The following is a 22,937-nucleotide window of genomic DNA, read 5'->3' on the forward strand; positions in this document are numbered from 1 at the left end:
GATTGGCGGAACACTGCTCTATTCTCATCATCGACGACAACATCGACGATCTCGAAGTCTATCGCCGCATATTGGGCCGTGTTTCCAGCACTGCCTATACCGTCGTGGAGGCGGAGACGGGCGAAGAGGGTCGTGCGCTGAACGGCCGGAAACGGCCGGACTGCATCCTGCTCGACTATTCGCTGCCGGGGCGCGACGGGCTCGGCGTACTTGCCGATATCCTGGAGGATGATCCCGCCGCCAACGTCATCATGCTGACCGGCCAGGGCAACGAAACCGTGGCCGTCGAGGTGATGAAGAGCGGCGCGCGCGACTATCTCACAAAGGATTCGCTATCGCCCGAGACACTGCATCGCTGCATTCAGAATGCCATCATGCACGGCATGCTGGAAGCAAAGCTGGAGCAGAAGCGACAATCGCTTGAGATTTTCACCCGCGCCATGGCCCATGATTTGAAGGAGCCGCTCCGGACGATCAAATCCTTCAGCCGAATCCTGCACGGGTCTGCAGCGCTTCCGGCCGAAGACCGGGAATTGCTCGATTACGTGCTCAGCGCCGCCGACCATATGGAAGACCTGATCGTCAAGGTCTCGGGCTTCACCAAGCTCGAGGCCTCCGGCGGGCTGGAGCTCAAGCCGGTCTCGCTCTCCGATGTGCTCGACCAGGTGGAGGACAATCTGCGCCAGCAGATCGAAAGCCGCGGCGCTGTCATCATCCGCGGGGCGCTGCCGGAGGTCATGGGCGACGCGACGCTGCTGACCCAGCTCCTGCAGAACCTGGTGTCGAATGCCATTCGCTATTGCGAGCAGAAGGTTCCGGAGATCAGCATCACAGGCGAAGCGCAGGGCGATACCTGCCGCCTCACGGTGCATGATAACGGGCCCGGCATCGACCCCGAGCACCGCGAGCTGATCTTCCAGCCGTTCAAGCGTCTCGTCGGGCGCGGCATCGAAGGCACCGGGCTCGGCCTTGCCATCTGCCGCCGCATCGCGCAGATGCATGGCGGCTCGATCTGGTGCGAGGCAGAAAATGGGCCGGGCGCCACCTTCATTCTCGAAGTGCCGCTCGCCGAGGCGAGGCCCGCGCCATCAGCCGCATCGGCCGTGCCGCACAGCTCAAGGCCGGCGGAGCAGCCAGGCGAAGGTTCGGGCAGGCTCGCCGAAGTGCTGCTGGTCGAAGACAGCCCGGCCGACATCCAGCTTCTGAAGATCAAGCTGATGCGGCGGGACAAGGTCAATTTCAACCTGCATGTCGCCACCAACGGACGCGAGGCGATGCGGCTGCTCGAAGACCGCGCCGGCATCGCAAATGTGCCACAGATTGACCTGATGCTGCTCGACATCAACATGCCGATCATGGACGGCTTCGAGGTGCTGCATGCGCTTTCCGTCGATGCCCGCCTCAAGCGAATCCCCGTCTGCATCCTCAGCACATCGAGCGACGAGACCGACATGCGCCGGGCCAAAAACCTCGGCGCACGCGCCTATATGGTCAAGCCGCCGACCCTGCAGCAATTGGAAGAGGCGCTCGAAGATGTCGAACATTTGGAGTTGTTGCAGCGCGGCGATTCGCTTGCGCTTTGTGCGGAACAAAATTAAGCGATGGTCATTGGCAACGGTATGACCTTCGCAGCTCTCATACTCGCGCTCCTGACGACGCCGCTTCAATCAGGACTGCTCTCGATGGTATCAGGCATACATCACGTTACGGCCATCACCCGAAAGGTGCAGGCGAACGTGGACTTCTACGCCGGATTTCTCGGCATGCGGCTCGTCAAGCAGACGGCCGGTTACGAGGACGCGACGCAACTTCATCTCTTCTACGGCGATGCGGCGGGAACGCCGGGATCCCTCCTCACCTTCCTCGCTTGGGAAGATGGCGCGCCCGGCCGGGCCGGCTATGGCCAGATCAGCGAAATTTCGTTGGCGATCGACCCCGCCAGCATCGGCTATTGGCTGACGCGGGCCATGAGCTTCGGTCTGAGATCCGAGGGACCGGCCGACGAATTCGGCGAGCCCGTCCTGCGGCTGAAAGACCCTGACAACATCATCCTCAAGCTCGCAGGCGCAAAGAACCTGACATCGCCGTCCGCCTGGGACGGCGCCTCGATCCCGGCCGAGCACACCATCCAGCGCGTGCGCGGCGCCACCATGCTGACGGAAAAACCCGCCGAAAGCCGCAGCTTCATCGAGAGCCATTTCGGCTACCGCTTCCAGACCAACCGCGGCACAATCGACAGGCTGGTTTCGGAATCGGGCGACGTCATCGACGTGCGTGATGCACGCGGCTTCTGGTCCGGTGCGCCAGGCACCGGCACGGTCGATCACGTCGCCTTCCGGGCCCCTGATGAGGACGCGCTGCGTTCGGTATCCAAGGCGCTGGAGACGATCGATGCGTCGCCGACCAACATGCACGACCGCAAGTATTTCCGCTCGCTCTATGCCCGCGAGCCGGGCGGCACGTTGGTGGAGCTTGCAACCGACAAGCCCGGCATGACTGTTGACGAAGAGCATGCATCCCTCGGCACCAAGCTCTTCGCGCCGCCGGAAACAATCACCAATCTCGACGATCTGAAGGTGATTCTGCCGCAGTTTTCGATGCCCGGCCAGCCCCGCATCAACTACCGCGAACTGCCGTTCGTCCATCGCTTCTATACGCCGCCGAATCCCGACGGCAGTGTCTTCGTGCTCCTCCACGGCTCGGGCGGCAATGAGACGACGTTGATGCCGCTCCTGAACAAGGCGGCGCCTCGAGCAACCCTGATGGGCGTGCGAGGGCGCGCGACGGAAGAGGGTTTTCCGCGCTGGTACAAGCGCATTACACCCTTCTCCTTCGATCAGAACGACATCAAGACTGAGGCCGAAGCCTTCGCGGCCTTCATCGAAGGCGCTGTCAAATCCTACGGCCTCGATCCCAAGAAGGTGGTCTATGTCGGCTATTCCAACGGCGCCAACCTCTTGAACTCGCTGCTCTACCTGCACCCGAACCTTGTTCACAAGGCGGTGCTGCTGCGCTCCATGCCGGTGCTCAGCGCCTATCCGCATGCCGATCTCAAGGGCACCGACCTGCTCGTCATCAGCGGCAAGACGGATGCCTACGGGAAATATGCGAGCGACTTGGAAGAGAGGCTGAAAAGTTCGGGTGCCACCGTCGATTCCGACGTCATCCCCGGTGGTCATGACCTCGGCGATGCCGATGTACCGATCATCCAGAAGTGGCTGCTGCAGAGGATGGGTGATGATCCACAGCCGCTGGAGCAGCAAGCGGTTAAGCCGGCGCGCGAGACGTCCGGGCAACCATGATGCCGGCGAGCACCACCGCGGCGCCCAGCGCCTGCATCATCCCGATCGCCTCATTGAGCAGCGCCCAGGCAAGGATTGCCGCAACGACCGGCTGCAGCAGCAGCGTCAGCGATGAAAAGGCCGCCGGCAGATAGGCGAGCGCATAGGTGATCGCCACCTGTCCGCCGGCATGGCTGATAAAGGCGAGGCCGAAGACGATCGACCAGCCATAGACGGTCACGGGCAGCATATGGCCCTCATAGATCAGGCCGATCGGAAAGATGCAGACGGCGGCGCAGGCCGTGCTCCACAGCATGATGCGGATCGTATCGAAGCGGCTGCGCAGCCTGCCGATCGCCAGAATGTAGCAGGCATAGAAGAAGGCGGCGATCATCGCGAGGCCGTCGCCGCGGAGGTCGCCATTGCCGATGGCTGCTGGTCCACCCTTCAGGATGACGACGCCTGACAGCGCCAGGACAAGCCCAAGCAGGAAGATGCGGCTGATCCTCGCGCTGAAAAAGACGAAGGCGATCAGCGTGACGAAAACAGGCGCGAGGTTGGCAAGCAGCGTCGCATTGGCGACCGACGTCATGGTGAGCGAAAGGTGCCAGGCGGCGAGGTCGAGCGCCAGCATCACGCCTGGCAGAATGAGCATGACATAGTCGGAAAGGCTTTGCGGCTTCGGCCCTCTTTCCTTCTTCATGAGCGAGACGATGACGATCGGGATCAGCGCTAGCGCCACGCGCCAGAAGGCCGTCGCCATCGGACCGACTTCGGACAGCCTGACGAAGATCGGCGAGCCGCCGATTGCCGCCCCGCCGAGAAGGAGCGCCGCAAGGGCGAAACGGTTGGAAGGCGAGGCTTCGGAAAGGGTGGGAGCGGCCTGCGACATGATCTCGATATTTCTGGTCGCCCAAATGCCGGGCTGGCGGGATATTACAGCGCCGCGCGTCTTTTCAGACGCGCAAAGGACGCTGTAACACTTTAAATTGCTGCATAATTTTATCCTTAAATCGATTTGGATTTAAGGAATTATGCAGTGATGGCCGAGGGACTATCAGAAGTCGATCACCGGGGACAGTCGAAGAGCGACATATTGGTGGAAAATCAGGCAGAACGCTTATTCGTCGCGCTGGTCCGCAGCTTTTCGGCGATCTCGGTCGCGACGAAGAAGGCATGCTCGGTTACCTGCGGCAGTCCCATCAGTTCGCCGAAGGTGCCGCGCGCCAGCGGCCCGGAGATCAGCAGCGAGGGATCTGCCTTTCCTGACAGGCCGATCGCCTCCGAACGCTGGTTACAGGCAAGGCCGAGGCCGGTCGGGTCGAGCGACAGGTGGCCGCTTGCCGCGAGTGCGGCGAGCCAGGGCTGGGTTTCGAGAATGCCGCCATGCGCCGGGCCGGTGGTGATAACGACGGCGTCATAGCTTCGCTCCAATGGCTGGCGCTGATGACGCGGCTGTAGTGTGCAAAGAATGAACTCCCCTTCGATGCGCGCATCGGCGACCGAGCCGGCCAGGATATCGAGGCGGCCCGAGGCAATCGCCGCGTCGAGCACGGCGTCGACCTGCGGGGCGATCCGGAAACGATGCACATCCCAATAGGGACGCAGATGGCGGACGAGACGGCGTCGCTCGGCAACCGGCAGCGCCTGCCAGAGATCGTATCCCTGCGCCCGCACCTGGTCGATCACCCCGTGCCAGCTTATGCCCTCTTCCTTCGCCGTACCTATGGCGGCGCGGATCCCTCTTAGCAGCGAGACGGCAGAATGGGCCGGATCCGAGACGAAATCGCCGAAGAGCTCCTGCGGTACCGGCGCATGGCCGCGAGATCGCAGACCGCGGCGCGAGATCGCGGTCACTGGACCGTCATGCCCGCGCTCAGCAAGCGAGGCGATGACATCGGCGGCCGTCAGGCCGTTGCCGATGACCAGCAACCGGTCCTGCGGGCGGATCACGTCGAGCGCGCCCAGTTTGGTGCTATCGGCGACGAAACGCGGATGGGCGGCAAGCCGGGTCGCAAGCCGGCCGGGGGCTGCCGGCGGCGGATGACTGGTGGCGATCGCGATGATATCGGCCTCCGTCACGCCGCCTCTGTCGTCGAGGATCGACCAGCGGCCGGCACGGGCTTCGACAGCCGTCACCGCAGCGCGGCAATGACGCACGGTACCGTCTTCCAGCAGCGGCTTCAGCAGCGAGGCGACATAATCGCCGAACAGCCTGCGCCGGGGGAAGAGCGAGCCATCGGGCTGCCTGGCCTCAGGGTCGCCGGCGACGGCGTCGCGGGCTTCGATCCAGGCCAGGAATTCGCCCAGGTCATCGGGCTGCAGGCTCATCTTGGCGGCTGGAACATTGATGCGGTGGGCCGGATCGGCCGTGTCATAGGCAAGGCCGTGGCCGAGTTCGGCGCGCGGCTCGAAGACCACGATGGCAGGGCGCTCGCCGCAGTCGGCTCTGGCGAGATGATAGGCGACGCCGGCGCCGGAGACACCGCCGCCGATGATGGCGACGACGGGCTGTTCAGACGTCGGGAGAGGCTTGGGCTGCATGGTGGCCGGGATCATTGCTTTCGATGCCCGAGCATAGAAGCAGGGCAGTAGTCACGCAATCCTCCACTTTCGATTGTCTATAATTATTATGTAGATTTAGCCTTACCCCGATATCGTCGTCGAGAACTCGGGATTGCCGCGGATGGTGTTGCTCACCGTGCAGATCTCGTCTTCGGCGGCATGGGCGATTTTCTGTCGGGTTTCTTCGTCGATATCGCCCTTGATCGAAAACGCGATATTGAACTTTGCAACGCGCGAAAGGCCTTCCGTCGCCTTCTCGCCGGTGACCTCGGCAGTGATCTCGCTGATCTTGTCGAGAACGCCCATCTGGCTGGCGGCGATACGGGCGCTGAGCACCAGACAGGCCGAGAGCGAGGAATAGAGCAGATCGAGCGGATTGAAACCCGGCTGCGACGGCGCGGTGACGATATCGATCTCGCCTTTGGTGGCGGAGGTGACGTGCGGAAAACCGGTACGGCCGAGAACGGCGGTGGCGCCGGTCGGGCGGGGACGAGCCTTGAGATCGGCCATGTTGAAATCCTCTCACGAACATCTTGCAGATGGTGATTTCCGCCTGAGGCGGCAATGGCAAACGCCGCCCATGGGTTTCGGAACCTTTCCATCCGTCATCAGTTGAATACACCTGAACGAAATCAGTGACAAAGGTGGATTGCGATGCCTGACGTCCGCAGCATGGATGACCAAGGCCGGCGGATGGATGCTCGCGATCGGCTGATCGTTGCGCTCTATGCGCAGCTGAAGGCCGAGCGGGAAACCCGCGAAACGCTGGAATGGGCGATCCGAAATGGCGCCGTCTCACAGGAGGTGCTGGAAGCCATCGCTGCCGATCCGGTTCCGGTCGTCACTAGCGAGGATATCGCGTCGCTAGAAAAGATCATTGCGCTCGATGAACGGCGCAAACCAAATCGGAACTAGCCGACGACATCATGCACCCTATTTGAGTGAGAAGAGGAGATCCGAAATGGCCGATATCACCTATCAGGTCGTGCCGCATGACAATGGCTGGGCCTATAAGCTCGGCGATACGCTTTCGGAAACCTATGCGACAGCGGATGAAGCGATCATCCATGCCAAGGATGCTGCATCGCGCCAGAAGATCGGCGATGGCGATGCGCTGCTCGCCTATCCCGCGCCCGACGGCCGCGGCTGGGCATTTCAGGAACTCGAAACCGACAAGAGCGGCAGCCGGCTCTGATTTGCGACGGAGGATGGAATGGCCGCTCGGGCAAGCTGGAAGGGTCATCTGAAGGTGGGCGACCTTGCCTGCGCCGTCGGGCTCTACACCGCCGTTTCCTCCTCCGATCGCGTCTCCTTCAACATCATCAACCGCAGGACCGGCCACCGGGTGGAACGGCAATTCGTCGACAGCGAGACCGGCAAACCGGTCGAGCGGGGCGACCAGGTCAAGGGCTACCAGATGGAGAATGGCGACTACATCGTCATCGAGGGTGAGGAGATTGCCGAAATCATGCCGGAAAGCGACAAGATCCTCAATATCAAGGCTTTCATCGCCTATGACGATATCGACAAGCTTTATTTCGACCGCCCTTACTATCTCGCGCCCGTCGACGAACATGACGAGGAGGCGCTGTCGCTGATCGCCAGGGGCATGCGTGACGGCAAGGTCGCGGCTCTGGCCGAAGCCGTGCTTTTCCGGCGCAACCGGACGCTGCTGATCCGTCCGCATGACGACTACATCGTCGCGACGATGCTGAATTTCGACTACGAGGTGCGCTCGGCCGATACGGTTTTCAAGGACATTCCCGACATCAAGTTCGACAAGGAAATGATCGCGCTTGCAGGCCATATCATCGGCACCAAGCAAGGCAGCTTCGAACCGAGCGAATACGAAGATCGCTACGAGGCTGCCCTCGTCGAGCTGGTGAAGGCGAAGATCGAGGGCCGGGCGCCACCGAAGAAGAAACCGGCCCAGGAACGCAAGGTCGTCGACCTGATGGAAGCGCTGCGCCAGAGCGCCAAGATGAGCGGCAACGCTCCAGCAAAGAAGGCCATGGCGAAGAAGAAGGCACCGGCGCGCAGCGACAGCCGCAGCAAGAAGGCAAGCTGAGATGGCCTCGCCCCCGGCGGGCGATGGGCAATCTCAAGCGCACCCGACCTCGCGCGAATGTATCGGTTTATCGCGCCGACGAAGCCGGCTGGACCTGAAGCGCGTCAAAGTGGATTCCCGCGGTGCGCTTTAAGTCTTTGATTTATGTATGTCGTTTCCCAAAATCGCTGGCCACTTTTTCATTGGCGCGGCTTCTCGCCACCTTCGGCCGCCAGGCTCTTTTTCAGCGCATCCATGATATTGATGACGTTGCCGGTCGATTTCACCGGTGCAGGTTTTTGCGCGGGCGCCGCCTTCTTCAGGCTCTTCTGCTTGCCGCTGATCATCGACTTCAGGCGTTTCTGGATCGGATCCTGCACCATGGCCGGGCTCCAATTCTTCGTCTCTTCCTTCACCAGTTGCGTCATCAGCGTCAGCAGCTTGCTGTCGATTTCAGTTTTGCTGTCGAGTTCGGCCACGGGATCACGCACCTCGTCGCCATAGCGCAGGGTCCAGAGAACGATGCCTTTGCCCAGCGGTTCCAGCAACACCGCACGCTCGCGGCGATAGAGAACTAGGCGGGCGATGCCGACGACGTCATTTGCCTTCATCGCCTCGCGGATGACGCAGAAGGCTTCCACCCCCACCTTGTCCTCGGGCGCCAGAAAATGCGGTTTGTCGTACCAGATCCAATCGATCGAGCCGCGCGGCACGAAAGTGTCGATCTCGATGGTGCGGGTGCTTTCGAGCCCGACCTCCTCGATCTCCTCGTCCTCGAGAAGCACATAGTCGTCCTCGCCGCGCGGATAGCCCTTTACCTGGTCCCTCTCGGCCACCGGCTTGTGGGTGACGCTGTCGACATAGCGGCTTTCGACGCGGTTCTTCGTCTGGCGATTGAGGACGTGGAAACGGACCTTGTTGCTTTCGGTCGTCGCCGGCGTCAGCGAGACGGCGGCGGTGACGAGCGAGAGCTTGAGATAACCTTTCCAGAATGTCTGACGTGCCATGTCTGTCCTGTCTCCCCGACACGGTTGGGCATGGCAATCAACGGTGGGTTCGGTCTTTGGTTCCGGCAATTGAAGATTTCGTTGATCAGATACGGTCGGTGCATTTCCATTTCATGGATCCGCTGCCATAGGCCCGAGCATTGCGGGCGGAGAGACCAGAGCCACTCTTTCCTTGCCACCGCCATTTTCCTCTTCAATAATGAAAGCCCCAAGACGTCAGGATATCGGTAATCTGAATGTTGCGACTTTTCGCCAACCTCGTCATCGTCCTCGCATGCTCTTTCTTTCTCATCGTCGGCAATGCTGGCCCGTCCTTCGCACAGGAATGCCCTGACCCGACACAAGCGACGAATGCCTCGGTCCAACCAAAACAGGCAAGCAAGCGATTTAATCGCGCTCTTCCCAGTTATCGCGCCAGATCGGACCGATACAATCTGGCTCTTGTCGGCGATTCGCTCGTCGAGCTCTGGCAGCCCTGGATCAAGGACAGCTTTCCCACCCGCCCGGTGATGAACCTCGCGGTCGCCGGCGACACCACGCAAAATACATTGTACCGCCTCGAGGGTTTAGACCTCCCGGATTTCCATCCCGCGGATGTCGTCGTGCTGATCGGCACGAACAACCTGGGTGCGAAAACTGCGCCATGCGCAGTGGCAGCTGGCGTCGTGGCTGTTGTCAGCAAGGTTCGCGCTCTTTGGCCGGGCGCCCATATTTATGCGTTGTCCATACCGCCTCGGGGCAAGCGCTATGCCTTCTACGAGGATGTCAGAATTCCGGCCAACCAACTTGTCGCATCGTCATTGGCTGAAATGCCGGGTGTCACCTTCGTTCAAATGAACGATGATATGTTGCGGTGCGGTAAGCCAAGCGATAAGGATTGTTCCAACTACAAGCCTGACCATCTTCATTTCAATGAAGGGGCATATAAGCTGATCACGAGCTTCCTCGCCGCAGCGGGTCTACAGCTTTGATTTTTGCCGCTCAGGTGGTTACCAAAACGTAAGGCGGAATGTCATGAGCACCTCATTTGACAGCTACCAACCGATTGGCCTGCAAAGACATAGACCCAGAGCTCGCGCGCAATATCGCATTCGGCGTGAAACCCTCGTTCGGATCGTCCTTTCGGCAATATTTTATATTTCCCTCTGGAGAGCGACCGGCATGTGGTACGGGCTGCCCGCCGACTTCCAGGAGGGTGTCGGCAAAGATCCCATGCCAATGCGACTGTTGCTTATATCGCTCGTTCCACTCATTGGCCTCTACTGCTTGCTGGAGCCCAGGCGAGTCGTTGAATTGCTCCGCAGCGCCTCGCCGCTGCTCGGCATAGTCTGCTTATGCGTCTTTCTCTCGATCGCTTTTTCCGTCAGCGTTACAGCCTCGATCCGAGCTCTCGTGGCCGTCGCATTGCTGACAGCTGGACCCCTTCTTTACAGAGCCCGTTATGGAGCCGTTGACACATTTGAAAGCCTGGCGAAATTTGCCATCGCGACGGCTTTCATCAATATTCTTTACACGGCAGCCTTTCCCCGGTTTGCGGTGATGAGAGGCAGCTATGCCGGGATGGTGAAAGGGGCGTTCTACCACAAAAACATGCTCGGCCAGTTTTCGGCAATAAACTTCATCTTGCTGCTTCCAGCCCTGCCGATGTGGCGTCTGCGCTATTATGATCTCCTGCGATGGGCGGCAATGCTGCTCTACCTCGTGCTCATCGTGCTGGCGAAATCATCAACGGCGATCATCCTGCTTTCAATTGGAATAGCTGTATACTACGGAATGAGCTGGATTCAGCGCTTTCCAGGCCGCATCTTCAGATCCTTCGTCGTTCTTCTTGCATTCGCTCTGCTGGGCTTCGTCGTCTCCGTCGCGTTGATGGGTGTGGCACAGGCGATTGCCGAGTCATTCGGGAAAGACCTTACGCTCAGCGGACGTACCAATGTCTGGGAACAGCTGCTGCCGCTGATCTACGAGCGGCCGCTTACAGGCTGGGGATTTGCCTTGTTCCGACAGCCAGATATCATGGAGCAATATGTTCGCCTTACGTGGGACGCTCAATCCACCCACAACACCTATATCGAACTTGCGCTGAACATAGGCATACCCGCAACCATAATCTGGACGTCGTTCGTCGTAGTGCGGCTCGTGGCGAAGATGACGTCGTCGCCCCTCAATCGAGCGCTCGCCATCACCAAGAGAAAGGAGGTTGTCATTATTCTCCTGATCCTGATCGGCGCATTCACCGAAGCCGGAATGATGCTCGCTCCCTTCATCTTATGGCCCCATACCGTGATCGCACTTTCGAGCCTTGGCCCGGAGTTCCTGTCCCGCTTCCGCAAACCGACCCAGGCAGGCGCGCAACATGCATCAGGCTAAAAAGATGACTTCAAATAATCGTAGACTGGTTGGCCTCGATGGGATTCGTGGCTTGGCGGCTATTTGTGTGGCCGTGCATCACACCGAAGGTTTTGTCGGATTTGATGCAGCACCTGCTGCCTATCTCGCCGTCGACCTGTTTTTTTGTCTCAGCGGCTTCGTGATCGGCCACGCCTATGAGAGGAAACTCATTCAAGAGTCTTCGCTTTCTGCCAATGATTTCGCCATCAAGCGTCTCATCCGCTTATATCCCCTCTATCTGCTCGGTTTGCTGCTCGGCGTCCTCGCCTATGCAGGCATGTCGCTCAGCAGAAATCAGCAAATGGACCCGATGCTGTTTGCCACCTCGTTGATTGCCTCGATGTTCTTCCTGCCGGCGATCGGGGGAACATCGCTGAAGGCGCCGAACCTGTTCCCCTTCAACGGTCCGTCATGGTCCCTATTCCTGGAGATCGTGATCAACCTCGCCTACGGCTATACGGCGAGATTGCTGTCCAACGGTGTGCTCGCTGTCATCCTGCTTGCGTCATGGGTTTGGCTGGCGGCGCAAACGCTGGCCCATGGAAGCGCAGACCTGATCCCGCTCGACGGCGCCTTGCTCTCCGGATTTCCCCGCGTTCTCTTTTCTTTCAGCCTCGGTATCCTGATGTACCGCTACCGTCAGCGGCTTTCCCCTTCAGGCATCGGAAAAGCAGCCGCAGTGACAACAATCGTCGTCGCGACTGCTCTTCTCGTCTTCCAGGCGCCAGCCGCCCTGGTTGGCATAAAGGACCTGATTGTCATCACTGCTTTATTTCCTCTCGCCGTGCTTGTCCTTTACACAGCCAACTTCGACGGAGTGCTGCGGCAGCCCCTTCTTATTGCGGGAGAGGCGTCCTACGCGCTCTATGCAATTCATGTTCCGCTGCTGGGATTGCTGTTGGGAGCCTGGAAAGCCGCTGGCCTGGGACAACCGCCGGCCTGGGCGATCTTTGCCATCGTTCTTCCGCTGATCGTCGTATTGGCCATTGTCGTCACCCGCCTCTACGATGAACCGGTTCGCAAAGCGCTCAGCGCAGGAAAGGCCATGAGGCTTCGCTGGCGTCGATCCTGATTTTGGCGCGATCCTCGTCCCCGTCGCACCGCTTAAATCGAGAGATAACGCTTGCGCCACGGCAGCATGTGTTCCTGCCATGCGCGCGGCGTGAAATCGTCATAGGCAGTCTCAGCGATCGCCAGCATCCAGTTCTGCGCCTTGCGGGCCAGCAGGACGCATGACAATTCCATGCCAGGCTCGACCGCGATCGAGGGCCGATTGGCGCCTGGGATATCGATGCCCTTGTTACGCCACTGGATGCGGATTTCGTCGGGCTCGGATGTCCATTCGCCGGAGGCAACGGACGCGTTACCATCGGGCTTGAAGCGAAGCGGCGGCGGGGTGACATTCAGAAAGCTGCCATCGTTGCGATAGTTGCCATCGATATCACCCGCAGTCGCTTTGCCGTTTCCCTTGAGAACGATGTCCTGTTCGCACCGCAGAAATATGTTGCGCCGAAAGCTGCCGGACCACCGACGATTGACGAAGAACGCGATGTCGCATTGGCTAATGACGTTGTCGTGGATATCGATGTCTTTGCGAAATGCCAGCTCTTTATCCGAAAAACCGCTCAGGCTGACGCCACGATTGGTGTTCTCGATCCAGTTGTCATAAATGTGATGGCCGGCGTGGTCGGCCTTGTCGCCAATGCCGTAGCCGAAGGAATAATCATTCATCCTGCCATCGCGCATGATGTTGCTGCGTACCACGGCGTCATCCCCCAACGACGAAAAGGAGAAATTCTTGCCGCCGATGAAATTGTACTCGACCAGGTATTTTCGCGTTTTGTCGCAGACCAGCGCGCCCTTGTTCGATGCGCTCGCCGGCGACTGCAGGAAGAGGTTGCCGCGGATCACGATATCGGAGCTGATATTGTCGTCGCTGTTTTGATAGGCGAACTGGCAGCAGTCTGCTCCCTCGCCCGGCGCCGCACCGATGCGATTATTCTCCAGCAACACGTGCGTCGTCTTCGTCAGGTAGATGCCGTCGCCGTTCACATTCTCCGTTTCACAGCGCCTGACGGTGAGATTCCTGCCATTGTGAAATTTGAAGCCTCGAGGAGAATTCTTGACGATAACGTCTTCGATTACCGTATCGGAAAACACTTGATAGGCGACGCCGACATCGGGCGCACCATCGATGACCTGTCCGCGTGTAGACGCGCCGTGAACTTTCTTTCGCAGGATGGCGGTCATTACATTTCCTTCGATACCGGTGCCGCGGGGAATTAAGCAGAGGGCATGTGGCGGATGTTTGAATATTTGGAAATTCAGCTTGTAAACCGCCCATCTTTCAGAAACGACAGGGTCTGGCTCCACATAATCCTGTTGACGGGCAAGAAAGTGTGGTTTGCAGGAATGACGATATGCGCCGCCGCGCCGTCGAGACGCGTGCTCTCCACCGAAACCTTTCCATCATTCGGAACCCTGAGGCCAATGATAAGGGAGGAGACCGGATCGATGGTCCGATTCCCGGCGATGATGCCAAGTTCATAATCCACAGTGCCGAACAGCTCGGTCATGACGGTTCGATCGGTAATCAGCTGCTGTCCTGCCGGTCCATAGACCTTCCTGTATAAGGGCCAGTTCTTGAGGAAATCGGCAATCTGACTGCCGTTGTTCGGCGTTCCGACCATCACAACTCTCCCCAGGTTGGCTGGGCGATAACGCGCGAGAAAAGCACGGATGATCAGCCCACCCATCGAATAACCGACGAAATGGACCCGGCCGTCGCCTGCCTCCTTCGCAGCGTCATCGACCTCCGGCCGAACGAGGTCGACGAGGTCGCTGATCGAAAATTTGGTGGAGGGGTAACCGACGTTCACAACTCGATAACCGTGGTCGGACAGGAAGCCGGCGAGCTTCGCCATGCTTTTCTTCGTCCGGGCAATGCCGTGAAAAAGGAGGACAGTGTCGTTCATCTTGTGTCCGCTCAACGGGCTGCTATCGATCAGGTGCCTATCCTCTAGCTCTCCAGGTGAAGCTTGTCACGACGGCCGGCGTTCTCGAATAGCGGCGCGCTTGATGCGGCGTCCCGCTAGTGATCTAGTGGATGATGAAATGAAAGTGAACTTCAGCAGCCCGTCTCATGATGTTCGACCGCTCCTATGCTAGCGTCCTTTGCGCGTCCGAAAAGACGCCGGCGCTGTAGAGAAAGAAATGCGTGCACGTGACGACCAGCATCAGACATATCGCTAAACTTGCAGGAACATCGGTCTCTTCGGTCTCGCGCGTGCTCAACAACAGCGGTTATGCCTCACCTGAGCTCAGGGATCGCGTCGAGGCGGCTATCAGAACGCTGAACTACACACCCAGCAAGGGTGCCCGTATGCTGCGCGGCGCACCAAGCCGGATGATCGGACTGATGCTGCCGTCGATTGAAGTGCCTTTCTTCGGCATCCTCGCCCATGCGATCGAACAGGAATTGTTCCAGCACGGCTATCAGACGCTGATCTGCAGCACGGCGGAAAATATGGACCACGAGGTGCGCTATATCTCCATGCTGCTCGCTCAGCGCGTCGATGGTGTGATCGTGGCAAGCGCCTTCGGCAGCATCGAGCATTTCGCGGTGCTGCGGGACGCTGGCATTCCGATCATTGCCATTGACCGCGAGCTGAGCGGCATTGCCGACGACGCTGTCATGGCCGATCACGAGGAAGGCGGGCGGCTGATGGCGCGCCATCTGATCGATCTCGGCCACCGGGCAATCGCCATCGTCGGCGCGCCAGCCCACAGCCAGCCGATCCAGCTTCGCCTTCAGGGCATCACGGCGGAGATGGCGAAAGATGGCATCGCGCCCGCCATCGTGGCGATGGCGGAAGAGCACAGCTTTGCAGAGACCTACCGGCTGGCGCAAGAGCTGCTGGCGTCTCGACCTGAGGTCACGGCGATCATCGGCACGACCGACATTTCGGCGATTGCCGCAATCCATGCCATCCAGGATCGCGGATTTTCCGTTCCGAACGACTATTCGGTCGTGGGCTTCGACGATCTGCCGGAGGCCGCTTACGTCTTTCCACGGCTGACAACGGTCGCACAGCCGATCCGCGATGTCGGACAGCAGGCAGCACGGCTGCTGGAAGCGCTGATCGAGGAGCACCAAACAGGAGACGAATCTCGGCAAGGCGCGATCGTAAAAGTGCCGGTCACCCTGATCGAGCGCGATTCCACCGGTCTCGTCCGCAACTGAGGTGGGACCCCGAAGCTAGGGCCGGACGATGACCTTGATCTCGCCTGGCAATGGCGCGTTGCCCACCACGTCGGCGACCTCCTCGAGACTTACGGTTTTGGTGACCAATGCGTCCAGCTCCAACACTCCGCTCGCGACCATTGCCGCAGCGCGCGAATGGGTGAAGGGGTTGAGGTAGGCCGGCCTGATACCGACTTCGTTTACGAGCAGATCGAAAGGCAGAACCGGCACCTCGACACCCGCCGGTGTGACCCCAAAAAGCACGAAGCTACCGCCGCGCCGCGCCATCTTCAGACCGCTTTGAAGCGTGTCGCTGACGCCGGCGCACTCGATGACCACGTCGGCGCCGCCTTTGGTGACCTCTCGAACGGAAGCGATTGTGTCTGAACCGGCCGGGTCGAAGGCGTGCGTCGCCCCTAGGCGCAGAGCGGTTTGGCGTCTCGATTGCTGCCGCGTGATCAAAATAATCTCGCCTGCCCCAGCCAGGCGGGCCAGTTGCACCATGAGCAGGCCGATCACTCCCCCGCCGAGGATAGCGACGCTGTCGCCCGGACGGATCTTTGCCTTGTCGATGGCGTGGATACAGCAGGCCAGCGGTTCACTGAAGGCGCCGTGAACGGGATCGAGGTCAGCCGGCAGGACGAAGGCCTGGGCCTGTGGCACCGCCACATATTCGGCAAAGCCGCCATCCCGTGTCACACCGATGGCAGTCAAGCTCTCGCACAAGTTCGGCCGCGCCTGCGTGCACGCCCGACAGGTGCCGCAGGCAATATTCGGGTCCACCGTCACAAGCTCACCACCGGTAAAGCGGGTAACGGTATCGCCGATCGCTTCGACTATGCCGCAGAATTCGTGGCCCAGCGTCACGGGGATAGCCGTCGGATACTCACCCTTGTACATGTGGCGATCGGAACCGCAGATGCCGGCCACGGCGACCCGGACAAGCAACTCGCCTGGCCCGGCAACCGGCTTCTCGACACTGCGCATGGTCAAAGACCCGATCGACTCCAAACGTACAGCTCTCATTCCACTCCTCCAGACATCAAGTTCGATTGCCTATTCCGGCTGATGAAGCCAAGCGCTCAGCTCATGACATTGCCGCCGTCGACATTGTAGCACTGCGCCACGATGTATGCTGCATCGGGCCCGGCCAGGAAGGCCGCCATGGCAGCTTGTTCTTGGGGGGCGCCAAATCGTCCGGCGGGCACGGCGGCGGCCACGCGGCGCTTGACGTCGCCGGGTTTCAAACCTTCCCGGCTGCCGAGTTTTGCATCGACGACGTCCCACATCGGCGTATCGACGATGCCGGGAGCGATGGCGTTGACGTTGATCCCGTAACGGATCAGCTCCAGAGCGCAGCTTTGGGTGATGCTGATGACGGCCGCCTTGGAAGCGCAGTAAGCCACTGCCGGTCCTTCGCCCCGACGCCCAGCCTGGGACGAGAAGTTGATGATGCGGCCACCTTCCCCTCTTTCCACCATGTGGCGGGCAACGGCCTGCGTCATGAAGATCAGGCCTTCGATATTGACCTGAAATACCCTAGCGGTCCGTTCCCGGGATATTTCCAGGATGGACTCGACGTCGTAAATGCCTGCGGCGTTGACCAGGATGTCGATCTGACCGGCGGTTGATATAGTGAAGCGTACAGCTTCTTCGATGCTGTCCTGGCTGGTCACGTCAAGCGCCACACCCCAGACATCAAGGCCGATCGCTTCGGCCACCCGTGCGCATCGTTCACCGTCGAGGTCCGCCACGACAACCCTGGCGCCTTCGGCGGCAAAGCGTTCGCAGACCGCCTTGCCGATGCCGCTCGCTCCTCCCGTAACCAATGCCACCTTGCCGGAGAGCCGCGCCGTTTCCGTATGGGTCATCGCACTGCCTCCCCGGTCGCGCCTAAATCGGCAAAGGCGCCGTGCGCGGCTGCCATAATGAATAGCTTCATGTTTGCTCCTCCCCTTTTGACTGAACGATAATCGGAGCCGCCCTCCTGAGGCGGCGCCAATGGGCTAAGCGGATTCCGGCTTCGTCTCCTTCGCCTCGTGAAGAAGGACGGACATGTCGGGGATGCCATCGGTGGCCGTCGCCCCCTTGAGGCAACGCGCAGCTGCGGCATGGGCGACGGCGCAGATATGCTCGACCGGCCAGTTCTCATGCAGCCCGTAGAGCACGGCCGCACAGAAAGCGTCTCCTGCGCCGACGGTACTGACGATGTCATCGGGATCGACGGGTCGTGAACGCGTCATGATCGGAGAAGCGCCGGGCGAAAACCAGAAGCAGGTTTCCGGCGCATGGATGATCGCGCCCTTGGCGACACCAGCCGCAAGCAGGCGCTCGCCCGCTTCCAAAAGCCCCGGCTCGATCAAATCTCCCTCCGCATCGCGAACGATAACGCCGGTTGCCCGCCCTGCCTCCATCTCGTTGATGATCAGGAAATCACAGAAGGGCAGAGCGACGCCGACCTTGGCCGCAAATTCCGGGTCTTCGCTCGATACGAAATCCACGCAGGTCGTCAGGCCGGCGCGGCGCGCGGCTTCCAGCAGGCGCGACGCTCCCGAACGGCCGTCGGGACCTATTCGGTCGAGACCCGGCAACAGCATGAGATAACCGAGATAGAACAGCCGATAGCCGGCCGTGGCGAAGACCGCGGGTGAGACAAGCTCATCCGTGACGGCATCGTTGGCGCCGCCATGATAGAAGAAGGTCCGGTTCTGGCCGGGCACATTCATGACATGCGTATGCGCCGTCACCCGGTCGGCAAGCGCGGTCAGCCCCCCGACATCGACGCCGGCAACCGCAAGGCGCGCCTTGACGATCTCTCCGTCCTGATCGGCGCCGATGCATCCCGCTGCCGCCAGATTTCCGGGAAATCCGAGCGAGGCCAGATCGGTGACGACATTGGCGGCCCCACCCCCCACGCCCAGATCCTGGTGCAGAATATGCGCGAGATTGCCCTGTTCTGGCCAATAGGACAGGGTGTGGACGCGATCGACGATGAAGTTTCCGGCGCAGACGATGCCGCCCTGTTTCCGAATGTCGCGATCATGAACCTCCTCCCCGGCTCGCATCAGCTGACTCCTTCGTTCCACAATGGTCTGAGCGGCGGCTCGTCTTCTTCGATCGCGGCAAAACGTGCGATCGGCTCCAGAAAGAAATTATCGCTGTTGTCGTCGTTGACCTGACTGACCTCGCCGACAAGCACAGGTCCGCCGCCTTTCCTGCCGTAAAAGCGGTGGTAAAGCCCGGTGCGGATCGTTACGCTCTGGCCAGGCTGGAGGATCAACGGCTCCCATGCCGCGAGCCGGTGCGGCAGCCCGTCTACCGGCACCGTCACATCCTCCGCCAGCACATTGCCATCGGCATCGGTTGCGGCGAATTCGATGACGAGATCGCCGCCGGCGCGATTGATGATGTCTTCTATCTTCGCCGCATGACGGTGCGTCGGCGTGACCTGCCCTTCGCCAACGAAGAGCAGCTTTTCGGCATAGGTCCGTTCACCCCTGATATCAACGATGCCATTGCGCAAGCAGAAGAGCACGAGACCGCATTCAGCGAAGCGGTCCGAGCCGAAATCGGTGACATCCCAACCCAGCTGATGAGCGTGCAAATAGGCCGATGCCTCGGGATGAGAGGCAAAATCCGCCGCCGTCCACAAGCCCCATGCCGGCAGCGACCAGTGCCAGCGCTCGAGGGTCTCGGTTGCCCTGAGCAACGCGGCGTTGATCTCGGAGCGCTTCATCAGGCCGACGCCTCGTCATACTCGACCGGTACAACGATGTCCTCGCGGCCGGATTTGAGGGCTGCCGTCAGGACCGCATGATGCGCCTGCGCCTCGGCCGGTGTCGCGCAGCCGAAACCGTTGGCATTGCCGCCGGCAAGCTCATCGACGAAGGCCGCCCACATCTGCTGAATGGCGTCGGCAAAACCGAACTCGAAAATCTTGCCTGTTATGGCTGGAAACAGGGAGCCATAGCCGAGATCCTCGGTGCTCCAGGCCTGGGCACCGCCATTATAGTCCATCCACTGCCATTGGCGCGGCGACTTCGTGCTGAAGAACGCGCTCTTCTTCATGCCCAGAATGCGGATGTACCAGGTGTTGGATTCGCCGGGCGCGATGCGCCAGGTTTTCAGCACCATCGGGAAATCCTGATCGCCAGTGCGCACGCGGCTGCTGATCGTGGCATTGTCCCAAGTGGTGCAGGGCAGCATGCCGCCCTTGCCGTCAGGACGTTCGGTGACCTTCTTGACCAATTGCGCATGCAGGGTGGTCGGGCGCCAGCCGAGACGCAGCGGCACGTGCAGCACATGCATGCCGAGATCACCCATGCAGCCATAGTCGCCATTGATATCGGCCATGCGCTTCCAGTTGATCGGCTTCTGCCGGTCGATATCCGAAGAATGCAGGAAACCCGCCTCGACTTCGATTATATCCCCCATCTGGCCGCTTTTTGCGAGCGCGATGACCTTTTGCGCGCCGGGGAAGAAAGGCATTTCCGACGAGCAGCGGACCAGAAGTTCGGGATGCTCGGCGAGAACCGCCATGATCTCCCGGTTCTGCGCGGCGTCCATGCCGAAGGGCTTTTCGCCGAGATGGTGTTTTCCGGCCTCCAGGATGTCGATGTAGAATTGCTGGTGCAGCACATGCGGGACAGCGCAATAGACCGCATCGATCTCGGGATTGGCCAGAAGCTCCTTATAATCGGCGGTGAACTGCCGGACGGTCGGCACATGATCCCTGAACCAGTCGAGCAGCGTCGCGTTGGTGTCACAGACGGCGACGATTTCCGGTCGCGCCTTCACATCGGCCAGATGCAGCCAGCGCGCCGCAGCACTCGCGAACTCGCGCCCCATCAGACCGCAACCGATGACGCCGAAGCGGAATATTTTCGTCATGACATCTCCTCCCAGACGCGCGTCAGCCAATATGCAGCAAGGCTTGCTCGACGGAAGCCTTGTCATGGACGATCGCCATCAAGGCCCGCGTCATGCCGGCGGGATTTTGATGCTGGATGACGTTGCGGCCATAGACGATGCCACGGGCGCCCTGCTCCATCAACTGCTTGGTGCGGATCAGGATTTCCTGATCCGAAACGCGACCGCCGCCGCGCACGAGCACCGGCAGGCCTTGGGCGATCTCGACCACGCGGTGATATTCCTCGACATTGTCGCAGGGGTCGGCCTTGATGATATCGGCGCCGAGTTCGGCCGCCTGGCGCACAAGCGGCAGGATCTTGTCGATCGCGCCGTCGACCATATAGGCGCCCTTGCTATTGTCCTGCATGACGAGCGGCTCGACCATCAGCGGCATGCCATAGATCTCGCATTCGCGTTTCAAGCTGTTCACATTGCGCACGCAGGCGCGGTAGACCTCCGGCTGGTCCGGCAGCATCAAAAGGTTGGCGACGACACAGGCGGCATCCAATGCAACGCCCTGTTCCACCGCCCTGTCGATCATTTCGGAGAACAGCTGAGACGGCAGGGGATTGCCATAGATGTTGGCGATGTCGGTGCGCAGCACCAGTGCCGGACGCTGCTTGCCGGGGATCGCCTGTAGAAGGGGTGCGGTCCCCGGCGGCAGCTGAATGGCATCCGGCGCCGCTTGCGCGATCACCTCGATGGCCGTCTTCATGTTTTCGATGCCGGCGAGGAAGGTTCGTTCGTTGAACATGCCGTGATCGATAGCAACGTCAAAACAATTTCCAGACACGCCGAAAAGTCGGTTCAACCGCGCGGATTTCATCAAGCTTCCTCCCAATATGGCAACGTTTCCACATTTGGATAAACACAGCCGGAATGCGAGTCAAGATAATGTGGTAACGTTTCCATACTGGCCTTTCCGATACGGACGAAGCGCCGCTCGCGCCTCGTCCGGGACCGACTACCAGCAGGTAAATCCTGCATCGACGTTGACGATTGCCCCGGTCATGAGGCTGGCCGCGTCCGAGGCGAGGAAGAGGACCGCGCTGGCAACCTCCTCCGGCGTTCCCATTCTTCCCATCGGCGTATCGGCGAGCCAGAGCGGAATACGCTCGCGATTGGCTTCGACGGCCACCACCATCGGTGTCTCGATATAGGTGGGTGCGACGGCATTTACCCTGATGCCGTGCTGCGCCCACTCGGCGGCCAACGAACGCGTGAGGTGATGGACCGCCGCCTTGGAGACGTTATAGGCCGTCTGAGGCTGAGGCCGGTTGCAGATCGTCCCCGACATCGAGCCGAGGTTGACGATGGCGCCCCTTTTCATTGAAATCATCGGACGACCAAAGGCGCGCGAGCACCAGAAGACGCCGTTGAGATTGACGTCCATCATGCGCAGCCAATCGGCGTCGGTGAGATCCTCCGCCGGAATGCCGCTCTGGCCAATTCCGGCATTGTTCACCAGGACGGTCGCCGGCCGGCCGCCATCGGCGAGCTCAGCCGCGATCGCCTCCATTCGGGCCGCGTCGGTGACGTCGCCCACCCGGACTTCGATGTCGTAGCCTCTGTCGCAGAGAGCAAGCGCTTGCTCGGCGTCGGCCTCGCTGCGTTCGATGACGACGACGGCGGCGCCCGCCTCCGCCAGTGCCTCGGTGCAGCAGAGACCGATCGCACGCCCTCCGCCTGTGACCACCGCCCGTTCGCCGTCGAGGCGAAATTTCTGCTGGTAGCTCATCTCACGTCTCCTCAAATGTCAAAGGCGCTTGGCAGCACGACGATATCGCGGATGGTGACGTTGCGCGGCCGGGTCAGCATGAAGATGATCGCGTCGGCGACTTCCTTCGGCTCGATCAAGGCTCCGGCCTCCTTGGCCTTGCGAAGGTTTTCCTCCGGCCAATCTGCAAGCAAAGCGCTGATCACCGGCCCTGGAGAAACCGACCCCACGCGAATGCCACTTTTCAGAAGCTGGCGTCGCATCGTCTGGACGAAGCAGGTCATCGCCCATTTCGACGACGAATAGACCGGTTCCCATGGAATCGCCGAGTGTCCGGCGACAGAACTCGTGACGACAATGTCGCCGGTGCCGCGTTCGATCATGTGCGGAATGACGTTTCGAACGTTCTTGATGACGACATTGACATTGAGATTGAGCATCCGGTCGATGGTATCGAGATCGGTCTCCATCAGGTCGCCGCCGATATAGGTGCCTGCATTGGCATGCAGGATATCGAGTTTGCCCGTCTTCGACAGGATGCCCTCGAGCAATCCCGCGCATTGGTGCGAATCCAGCAAGTTGATCACCAGCGGAATAGCGCGCTCGCCAAGCCGGGCACAAACCTTCTCAAGGGCCTTCTCATCGCGGTCGACCAGCACGACCGTCGCGCCTGCGGCGAGCATTGCCTCCGTCGAAGCGAGTCCTATTCCGGACGCAGCACCCGTGACCGCCGCGATCTTCCCATTCAATTCCGTCATCGATTTTTCCTCCTGTC

General features: G+C 60.4%; 23 protein-coding genes. 9 read left to right on the top strand and 14 right to left on the bottom strand.

The genetic code is table 11. The features are described from left to right. Positions 1-2: 2 nt before the first annotated feature. Both V8P77_RS28850 and V8P77_RS28855 read left to right on the top strand, forming a co-directional pair. Positions 3-1,598 (top strand): response regulator, encoded by a 1,596-nt coding sequence (locus tag V8P77_RS28850; RefSeq protein WP_335915513.1) that lies wholly within the window; start codon positions 3-5, stop codon positions 1,596-1,598. Positions 1,599-1,619: 21 nt separating this feature from the next. After that, complete coding sequence (locus tag V8P77_RS28855; RefSeq protein WP_335915515.1) at positions 1,620-3,302, top strand: VOC family protein; 1,683 nt, start codon at positions 1,620-1,622, stop codon at positions 3,300-3,302. Here V8P77_RS28855 and V8P77_RS28860 read toward each other — a convergent pair. The 3 genes from V8P77_RS28860 to V8P77_RS28870 all read right to left on the bottom strand — a co-directional run bounded on the left by V8P77_RS28860 (position 3,268) and on the right by V8P77_RS28870 (position 6,356). Continuing rightward, entirely contained in the window at positions 3,268-4,173 is a 906-nt protein-coding gene (locus V8P77_RS28860) for a DMT family transporter (RefSeq protein WP_335915517.1), read from the bottom strand. The genes V8P77_RS28855 and V8P77_RS28860 overlap by 35 nt on opposite strands. Positions 4,174-4,388: 215 nt before the next feature. Continuing rightward, positions 4,389-5,840 carry an FAD/NAD(P)-binding protein gene (locus V8P77_RS28865; RefSeq protein ID WP_335915518.1) on the bottom strand — a complete coding sequence of 484 codons (1,452 nt, stop codon included), beginning with the start codon at positions 5,838-5,840 and terminating at the stop codon, positions 4,389-4,391. An 87-nt stretch (positions 5,841-5,927) separates the two neighbouring features. After that, the gene (locus V8P77_RS28870) at positions 5,928-6,356 is read right to left on the bottom strand and encodes an OsmC family protein (RefSeq protein ID WP_062942443.1); all 429 of its coding nucleotides are present in this window, start codon (positions 6,354-6,356) and stop codon (positions 5,928-5,930) included. Positions 6,357-6,500: 144 nt separating this feature from the next. On the opposite strand from V8P77_RS28870, the gene V8P77_RS28875 reads away from it, so the two are divergent. The 3 genes from V8P77_RS28875 to ku (V8P77_RS28885) are packed head-to-tail and all read left to right on the top strand — an operon-like array spanning position 6,501 to position 7,914. After that, positions 6,501-6,761 carry a hypothetical protein gene (locus V8P77_RS28875; RefSeq protein WP_131619363.1) on the top strand — a complete coding sequence of 87 codons (261 nt, stop codon included), beginning with the start codon at positions 6,501-6,503 and terminating at the stop codon, positions 6,759-6,761. A 46-nt stretch (positions 6,762-6,807) separates the two neighbouring features. Next, the gene (locus tag V8P77_RS28880) at positions 6,808-7,041 is read left to right on the top strand and encodes a DUF2188 domain-containing protein (protein WP_012756027.1); all 234 of its coding nucleotides are present in this window, start codon (positions 6,808-6,810) and stop codon (positions 7,039-7,041) included. An 18-nt stretch (positions 7,042-7,059) separates the two neighbouring features. Beyond that, the gene (gene ku, locus V8P77_RS28885) at positions 7,060-7,914 is read left to right on the top strand and encodes a non-homologous end joining protein Ku (RefSeq protein WP_335915524.1); all 855 of its coding nucleotides are present in this window, start codon (positions 7,060-7,062) and stop codon (positions 7,912-7,914) included. Between the two features lie 179 nt (positions 7,915-8,093). On the opposite strand, the gene ku (V8P77_RS28890) is transcribed toward ku (V8P77_RS28885), so the two are convergent. Continuing rightward, positions 8,094-8,900: a non-homologous end joining protein Ku gene (ku, locus tag V8P77_RS28890; RefSeq protein WP_335915525.1), complete on the bottom strand. Its 807-nt coding sequence runs from the start codon at positions 8,898-8,900 to the stop codon at positions 8,094-8,096. 236 nt (positions 8,901-9,136) lie between these two features. On the opposite strand from ku (V8P77_RS28890), the gene V8P77_RS28895 reads away from it, so the two are divergent. From V8P77_RS28895 to V8P77_RS28905, 3 genes are read left to right on the top strand one after another with little or no spacing between them, the layout of a single operon-like run. Continuing rightward, positions 9,137-9,871, top strand: coding sequence for a GDSL-type esterase/lipase family protein (locus V8P77_RS28895; protein WP_335915526.1), 735 nt, complete (start codon positions 9,137-9,139; stop codon positions 9,869-9,871). Between the two features lie 43 nt (positions 9,872-9,914). Further along, the gene (locus V8P77_RS28900) at positions 9,915-11,270 is read left to right on the top strand and encodes an O-antigen ligase family protein (protein WP_335915527.1); all 1,356 of its coding nucleotides are present in this window, start codon (positions 9,915-9,917) and stop codon (positions 11,268-11,270) included. Further along, complete coding sequence (locus V8P77_RS28905; protein ID WP_080685770.1) at positions 11,257-12,363, top strand: acyltransferase family protein; 1,107 nt, start codon at positions 11,257-11,259, stop codon at positions 12,361-12,363. Before V8P77_RS28900 ends, V8P77_RS28905 begins: the two co-directional genes overlap by 14 nt. A gap of 32 nt (positions 12,364-12,395) precedes the next feature. Here V8P77_RS28905 and V8P77_RS28910 read toward each other — a convergent pair whose 3' ends face one another. Together V8P77_RS28910 and V8P77_RS28915 are read right to left on the bottom strand one after the other, a co-directional pair. Then, entirely contained in the window at positions 12,396-13,541 is a 1,146-nt protein-coding gene (locus V8P77_RS28910) for a right-handed parallel beta-helix repeat-containing protein (RefSeq protein ID WP_027666351.1), read from the bottom strand. Positions 13,542-13,615: 74 nt separating this feature from the next. Further along, on the bottom strand, positions 13,616-14,266 hold the full coding sequence (locus V8P77_RS28915) for an esterase/lipase family protein (protein WP_335915529.1): 651 nt from the start codon (positions 14,264-14,266) through the stop codon (positions 13,616-13,618). A 248-nt stretch (positions 14,267-14,514) separates the two neighbouring features. Here V8P77_RS28915 and V8P77_RS28920 point away from each other — a divergent pair, with 248 nt between their 5' ends. After that, positions 14,515-15,534: a LacI family DNA-binding transcriptional regulator gene (locus tag V8P77_RS28920; RefSeq protein WP_335915531.1), complete on the top strand. Its 1,020-nt coding sequence runs from the start codon at positions 14,515-14,517 to the stop codon at positions 15,532-15,534. A 15-nt stretch (positions 15,535-15,549) separates the two neighbouring features. On the opposite strand, the gene V8P77_RS28925 is transcribed toward V8P77_RS28920, so the two are convergent. The 8 genes from V8P77_RS28925 to V8P77_RS28960 form a co-directional block, all read right to left on the bottom strand. Next, positions 15,550-16,560: a zinc-dependent alcohol dehydrogenase family protein gene (locus V8P77_RS28925; protein ID WP_335915532.1), complete on the bottom strand. Its 1,011-nt coding sequence runs from the start codon at positions 16,558-16,560 to the stop codon at positions 15,550-15,552. Between the two features lie 56 nt (positions 16,561-16,616). Next, positions 16,617-17,405, bottom strand: coding sequence for an L-iditol 2-dehydrogenase (locus V8P77_RS28930; protein WP_335915534.1), 789 nt, complete (start codon positions 17,403-17,405; stop codon positions 16,617-16,619). Between the two features lie 135 nt (positions 17,406-17,540). Further along, on the bottom strand, positions 17,541-18,599 hold the full coding sequence (locus V8P77_RS28935) for a carbohydrate kinase family protein (RefSeq protein WP_335915535.1): 1,059 nt from the start codon (positions 18,597-18,599) through the stop codon (positions 17,541-17,543). Further along, the gene (locus V8P77_RS28940) at positions 18,599-19,270 is read right to left on the bottom strand and encodes a D-lyxose/D-mannose family sugar isomerase (protein ID WP_335915536.1); all 672 of its coding nucleotides are present in this window, start codon (positions 19,268-19,270) and stop codon (positions 18,599-18,601) included. Before V8P77_RS28940 ends, V8P77_RS28935 begins: the two co-directional genes overlap by 1 nt. Next, positions 19,270-20,424 carry a Gfo/Idh/MocA family protein gene (locus V8P77_RS28945; RefSeq protein ID WP_335915537.1) on the bottom strand — a complete coding sequence of 385 codons (1,155 nt, stop codon included), beginning with the start codon at positions 20,422-20,424 and terminating at the stop codon, positions 19,270-19,272. Before V8P77_RS28945 ends, V8P77_RS28940 begins: the two co-directional genes overlap by 1 nt. A 22-nt stretch (positions 20,425-20,446) precedes the next feature. Further along, positions 20,447-21,271 carry a class I fructose-bisphosphate aldolase gene (locus V8P77_RS28950; protein ID WP_335915539.1) on the bottom strand — a complete coding sequence of 275 codons (825 nt, stop codon included), beginning with the start codon at positions 21,269-21,271 and terminating at the stop codon, positions 20,447-20,449. Between the two features lie 138 nt (positions 21,272-21,409). Continuing rightward, positions 21,410-22,183, bottom strand: a complete 774-nt coding sequence (locus V8P77_RS28955) for an SDR family NAD(P)-dependent oxidoreductase (protein WP_335915540.1) — start codon at positions 22,181-22,183, stop codon at positions 21,410-21,412. Between the two features lie 11 nt (positions 22,184-22,194). Then, the gene (locus V8P77_RS28960) at positions 22,195-22,920 is read right to left on the bottom strand and encodes an SDR family oxidoreductase (RefSeq protein WP_335915542.1); all 726 of its coding nucleotides are present in this window, start codon (positions 22,918-22,920) and stop codon (positions 22,195-22,197) included. Positions 22,921-22,937: the final 17 nt, after the last annotated feature.

Source organism: Rhizobium aouanii (genome assembly GCF_037002925.1).
Lineage (GTDB): Bacteria > Pseudomonadota > Alphaproteobacteria > Rhizobiales > Rhizobiaceae > Rhizobium > Rhizobium aouanii.

Coding starts and splice junctions, on each gene's coding strand:
- V8P77_RS28855 (WP_335915515.1), top strand. CDS start 1,620: ATGACCTTCGCAGCTCTCATACTCGCGCTCCTGACGACGCCGCTTCAA.
- V8P77_RS28860 (WP_335915517.1), bottom strand. CDS start 4,173: ATGTCGCAGGCCGCTCCCACCCTTTCCGAAGCCTCGCCTTCCAACCGT.
- V8P77_RS28865 (WP_335915518.1), bottom strand. CDS start 5,840: ATGATCCCGGCCACCATGCAGCCCAAGCCTCTCCCGACGTCTGAACAG.
- V8P77_RS28870 (WP_062942443.1), bottom strand. CDS start 6,356: ATGGCCGATCTCAAGGCTCGTCCCCGCCCGACCGGCGCCACCGCCGTT.
- V8P77_RS28875 (WP_131619363.1), top strand. CDS start 6,501: ATGCCTGACGTCCGCAGCATGGATGACCAAGGCCGGCGGATGGATGCT.
- V8P77_RS28880 (WP_012756027.1), top strand. CDS start 6,808: ATGGCCGATATCACCTATCAGGTCGTGCCGCATGACAATGGCTGGGCC.
- ku (WP_335915524.1), top strand. CDS start 7,060: ATGGCCGCTCGGGCAAGCTGGAAGGGTCATCTGAAGGTGGGCGACCTT.
- ku (WP_335915525.1), bottom strand. CDS start 8,900: ATGGCACGTCAGACATTCTGGAAAGGTTATCTCAAGCTCTCGCTCGTC.
- V8P77_RS28895 (WP_335915526.1), top strand. CDS start 9,137: ATGTTGCGACTTTTCGCCAACCTCGTCATCGTCCTCGCATGCTCTTTC.
- V8P77_RS28900 (WP_335915527.1), top strand. CDS start 9,915: ATGAGCACCTCATTTGACAGCTACCAACCGATTGGCCTGCAAAGACAT.
- V8P77_RS28905 (WP_080685770.1), top strand. CDS start 11,257: ATGCATCAGGCTAAAAAGATGACTTCAAATAATCGTAGACTGGTTGGC.
- V8P77_RS28910 (WP_027666351.1), bottom strand. CDS start 13,541: ATGACCGCCATCCTGCGAAAGAAAGTTCACGGCGCGTCTACACGCGGA.
- V8P77_RS28915 (WP_335915529.1), bottom strand. CDS start 14,266: ATGAACGACACTGTCCTCCTTTTTCACGGCATTGCCCGGACGAAGAAA.
- V8P77_RS28925 (WP_335915532.1), bottom strand. CDS start 16,560: ATGAGAGCTGTACGTTTGGAGTCGATCGGGTCTTTGACCATGCGCAGT.
- V8P77_RS28930 (WP_335915534.1), bottom strand. CDS start 17,405: ATGACCCATACGGAAACGGCGCGGCTCTCCGGCAAGGTGGCATTGGTT.
- V8P77_RS28935 (WP_335915535.1), bottom strand. CDS start 18,599: ATGCGAGCCGGGGAGGAGGTTCATGATCGCGACATTCGGAAACAGGGC.
- V8P77_RS28940 (WP_335915536.1), bottom strand. CDS start 19,270: ATGAAGCGCTCCGAGATCAACGCCGCGTTGCTCAGGGCAACCGAGACC.
- V8P77_RS28945 (WP_335915537.1), bottom strand. CDS start 20,424: ATGACGAAAATATTCCGCTTCGGCGTCATCGGTTGCGGTCTGATGGGG.
- V8P77_RS28950 (WP_335915539.1), bottom strand. CDS start 21,271: ATGAAATCCGCGCGGTTGAACCGACTTTTCGGCGTGTCTGGAAATTGT.
- V8P77_RS28955 (WP_335915540.1), bottom strand. CDS start 22,183: ATGAGCTACCAGCAGAAATTTCGCCTCGACGGCGAACGGGCGGTGGTC.
- V8P77_RS28960 (WP_335915542.1), bottom strand. CDS start 22,920: ATGACGGAATTGAATGGGAAGATCGCGGCGGTCACGGGTGCTGCGTCC.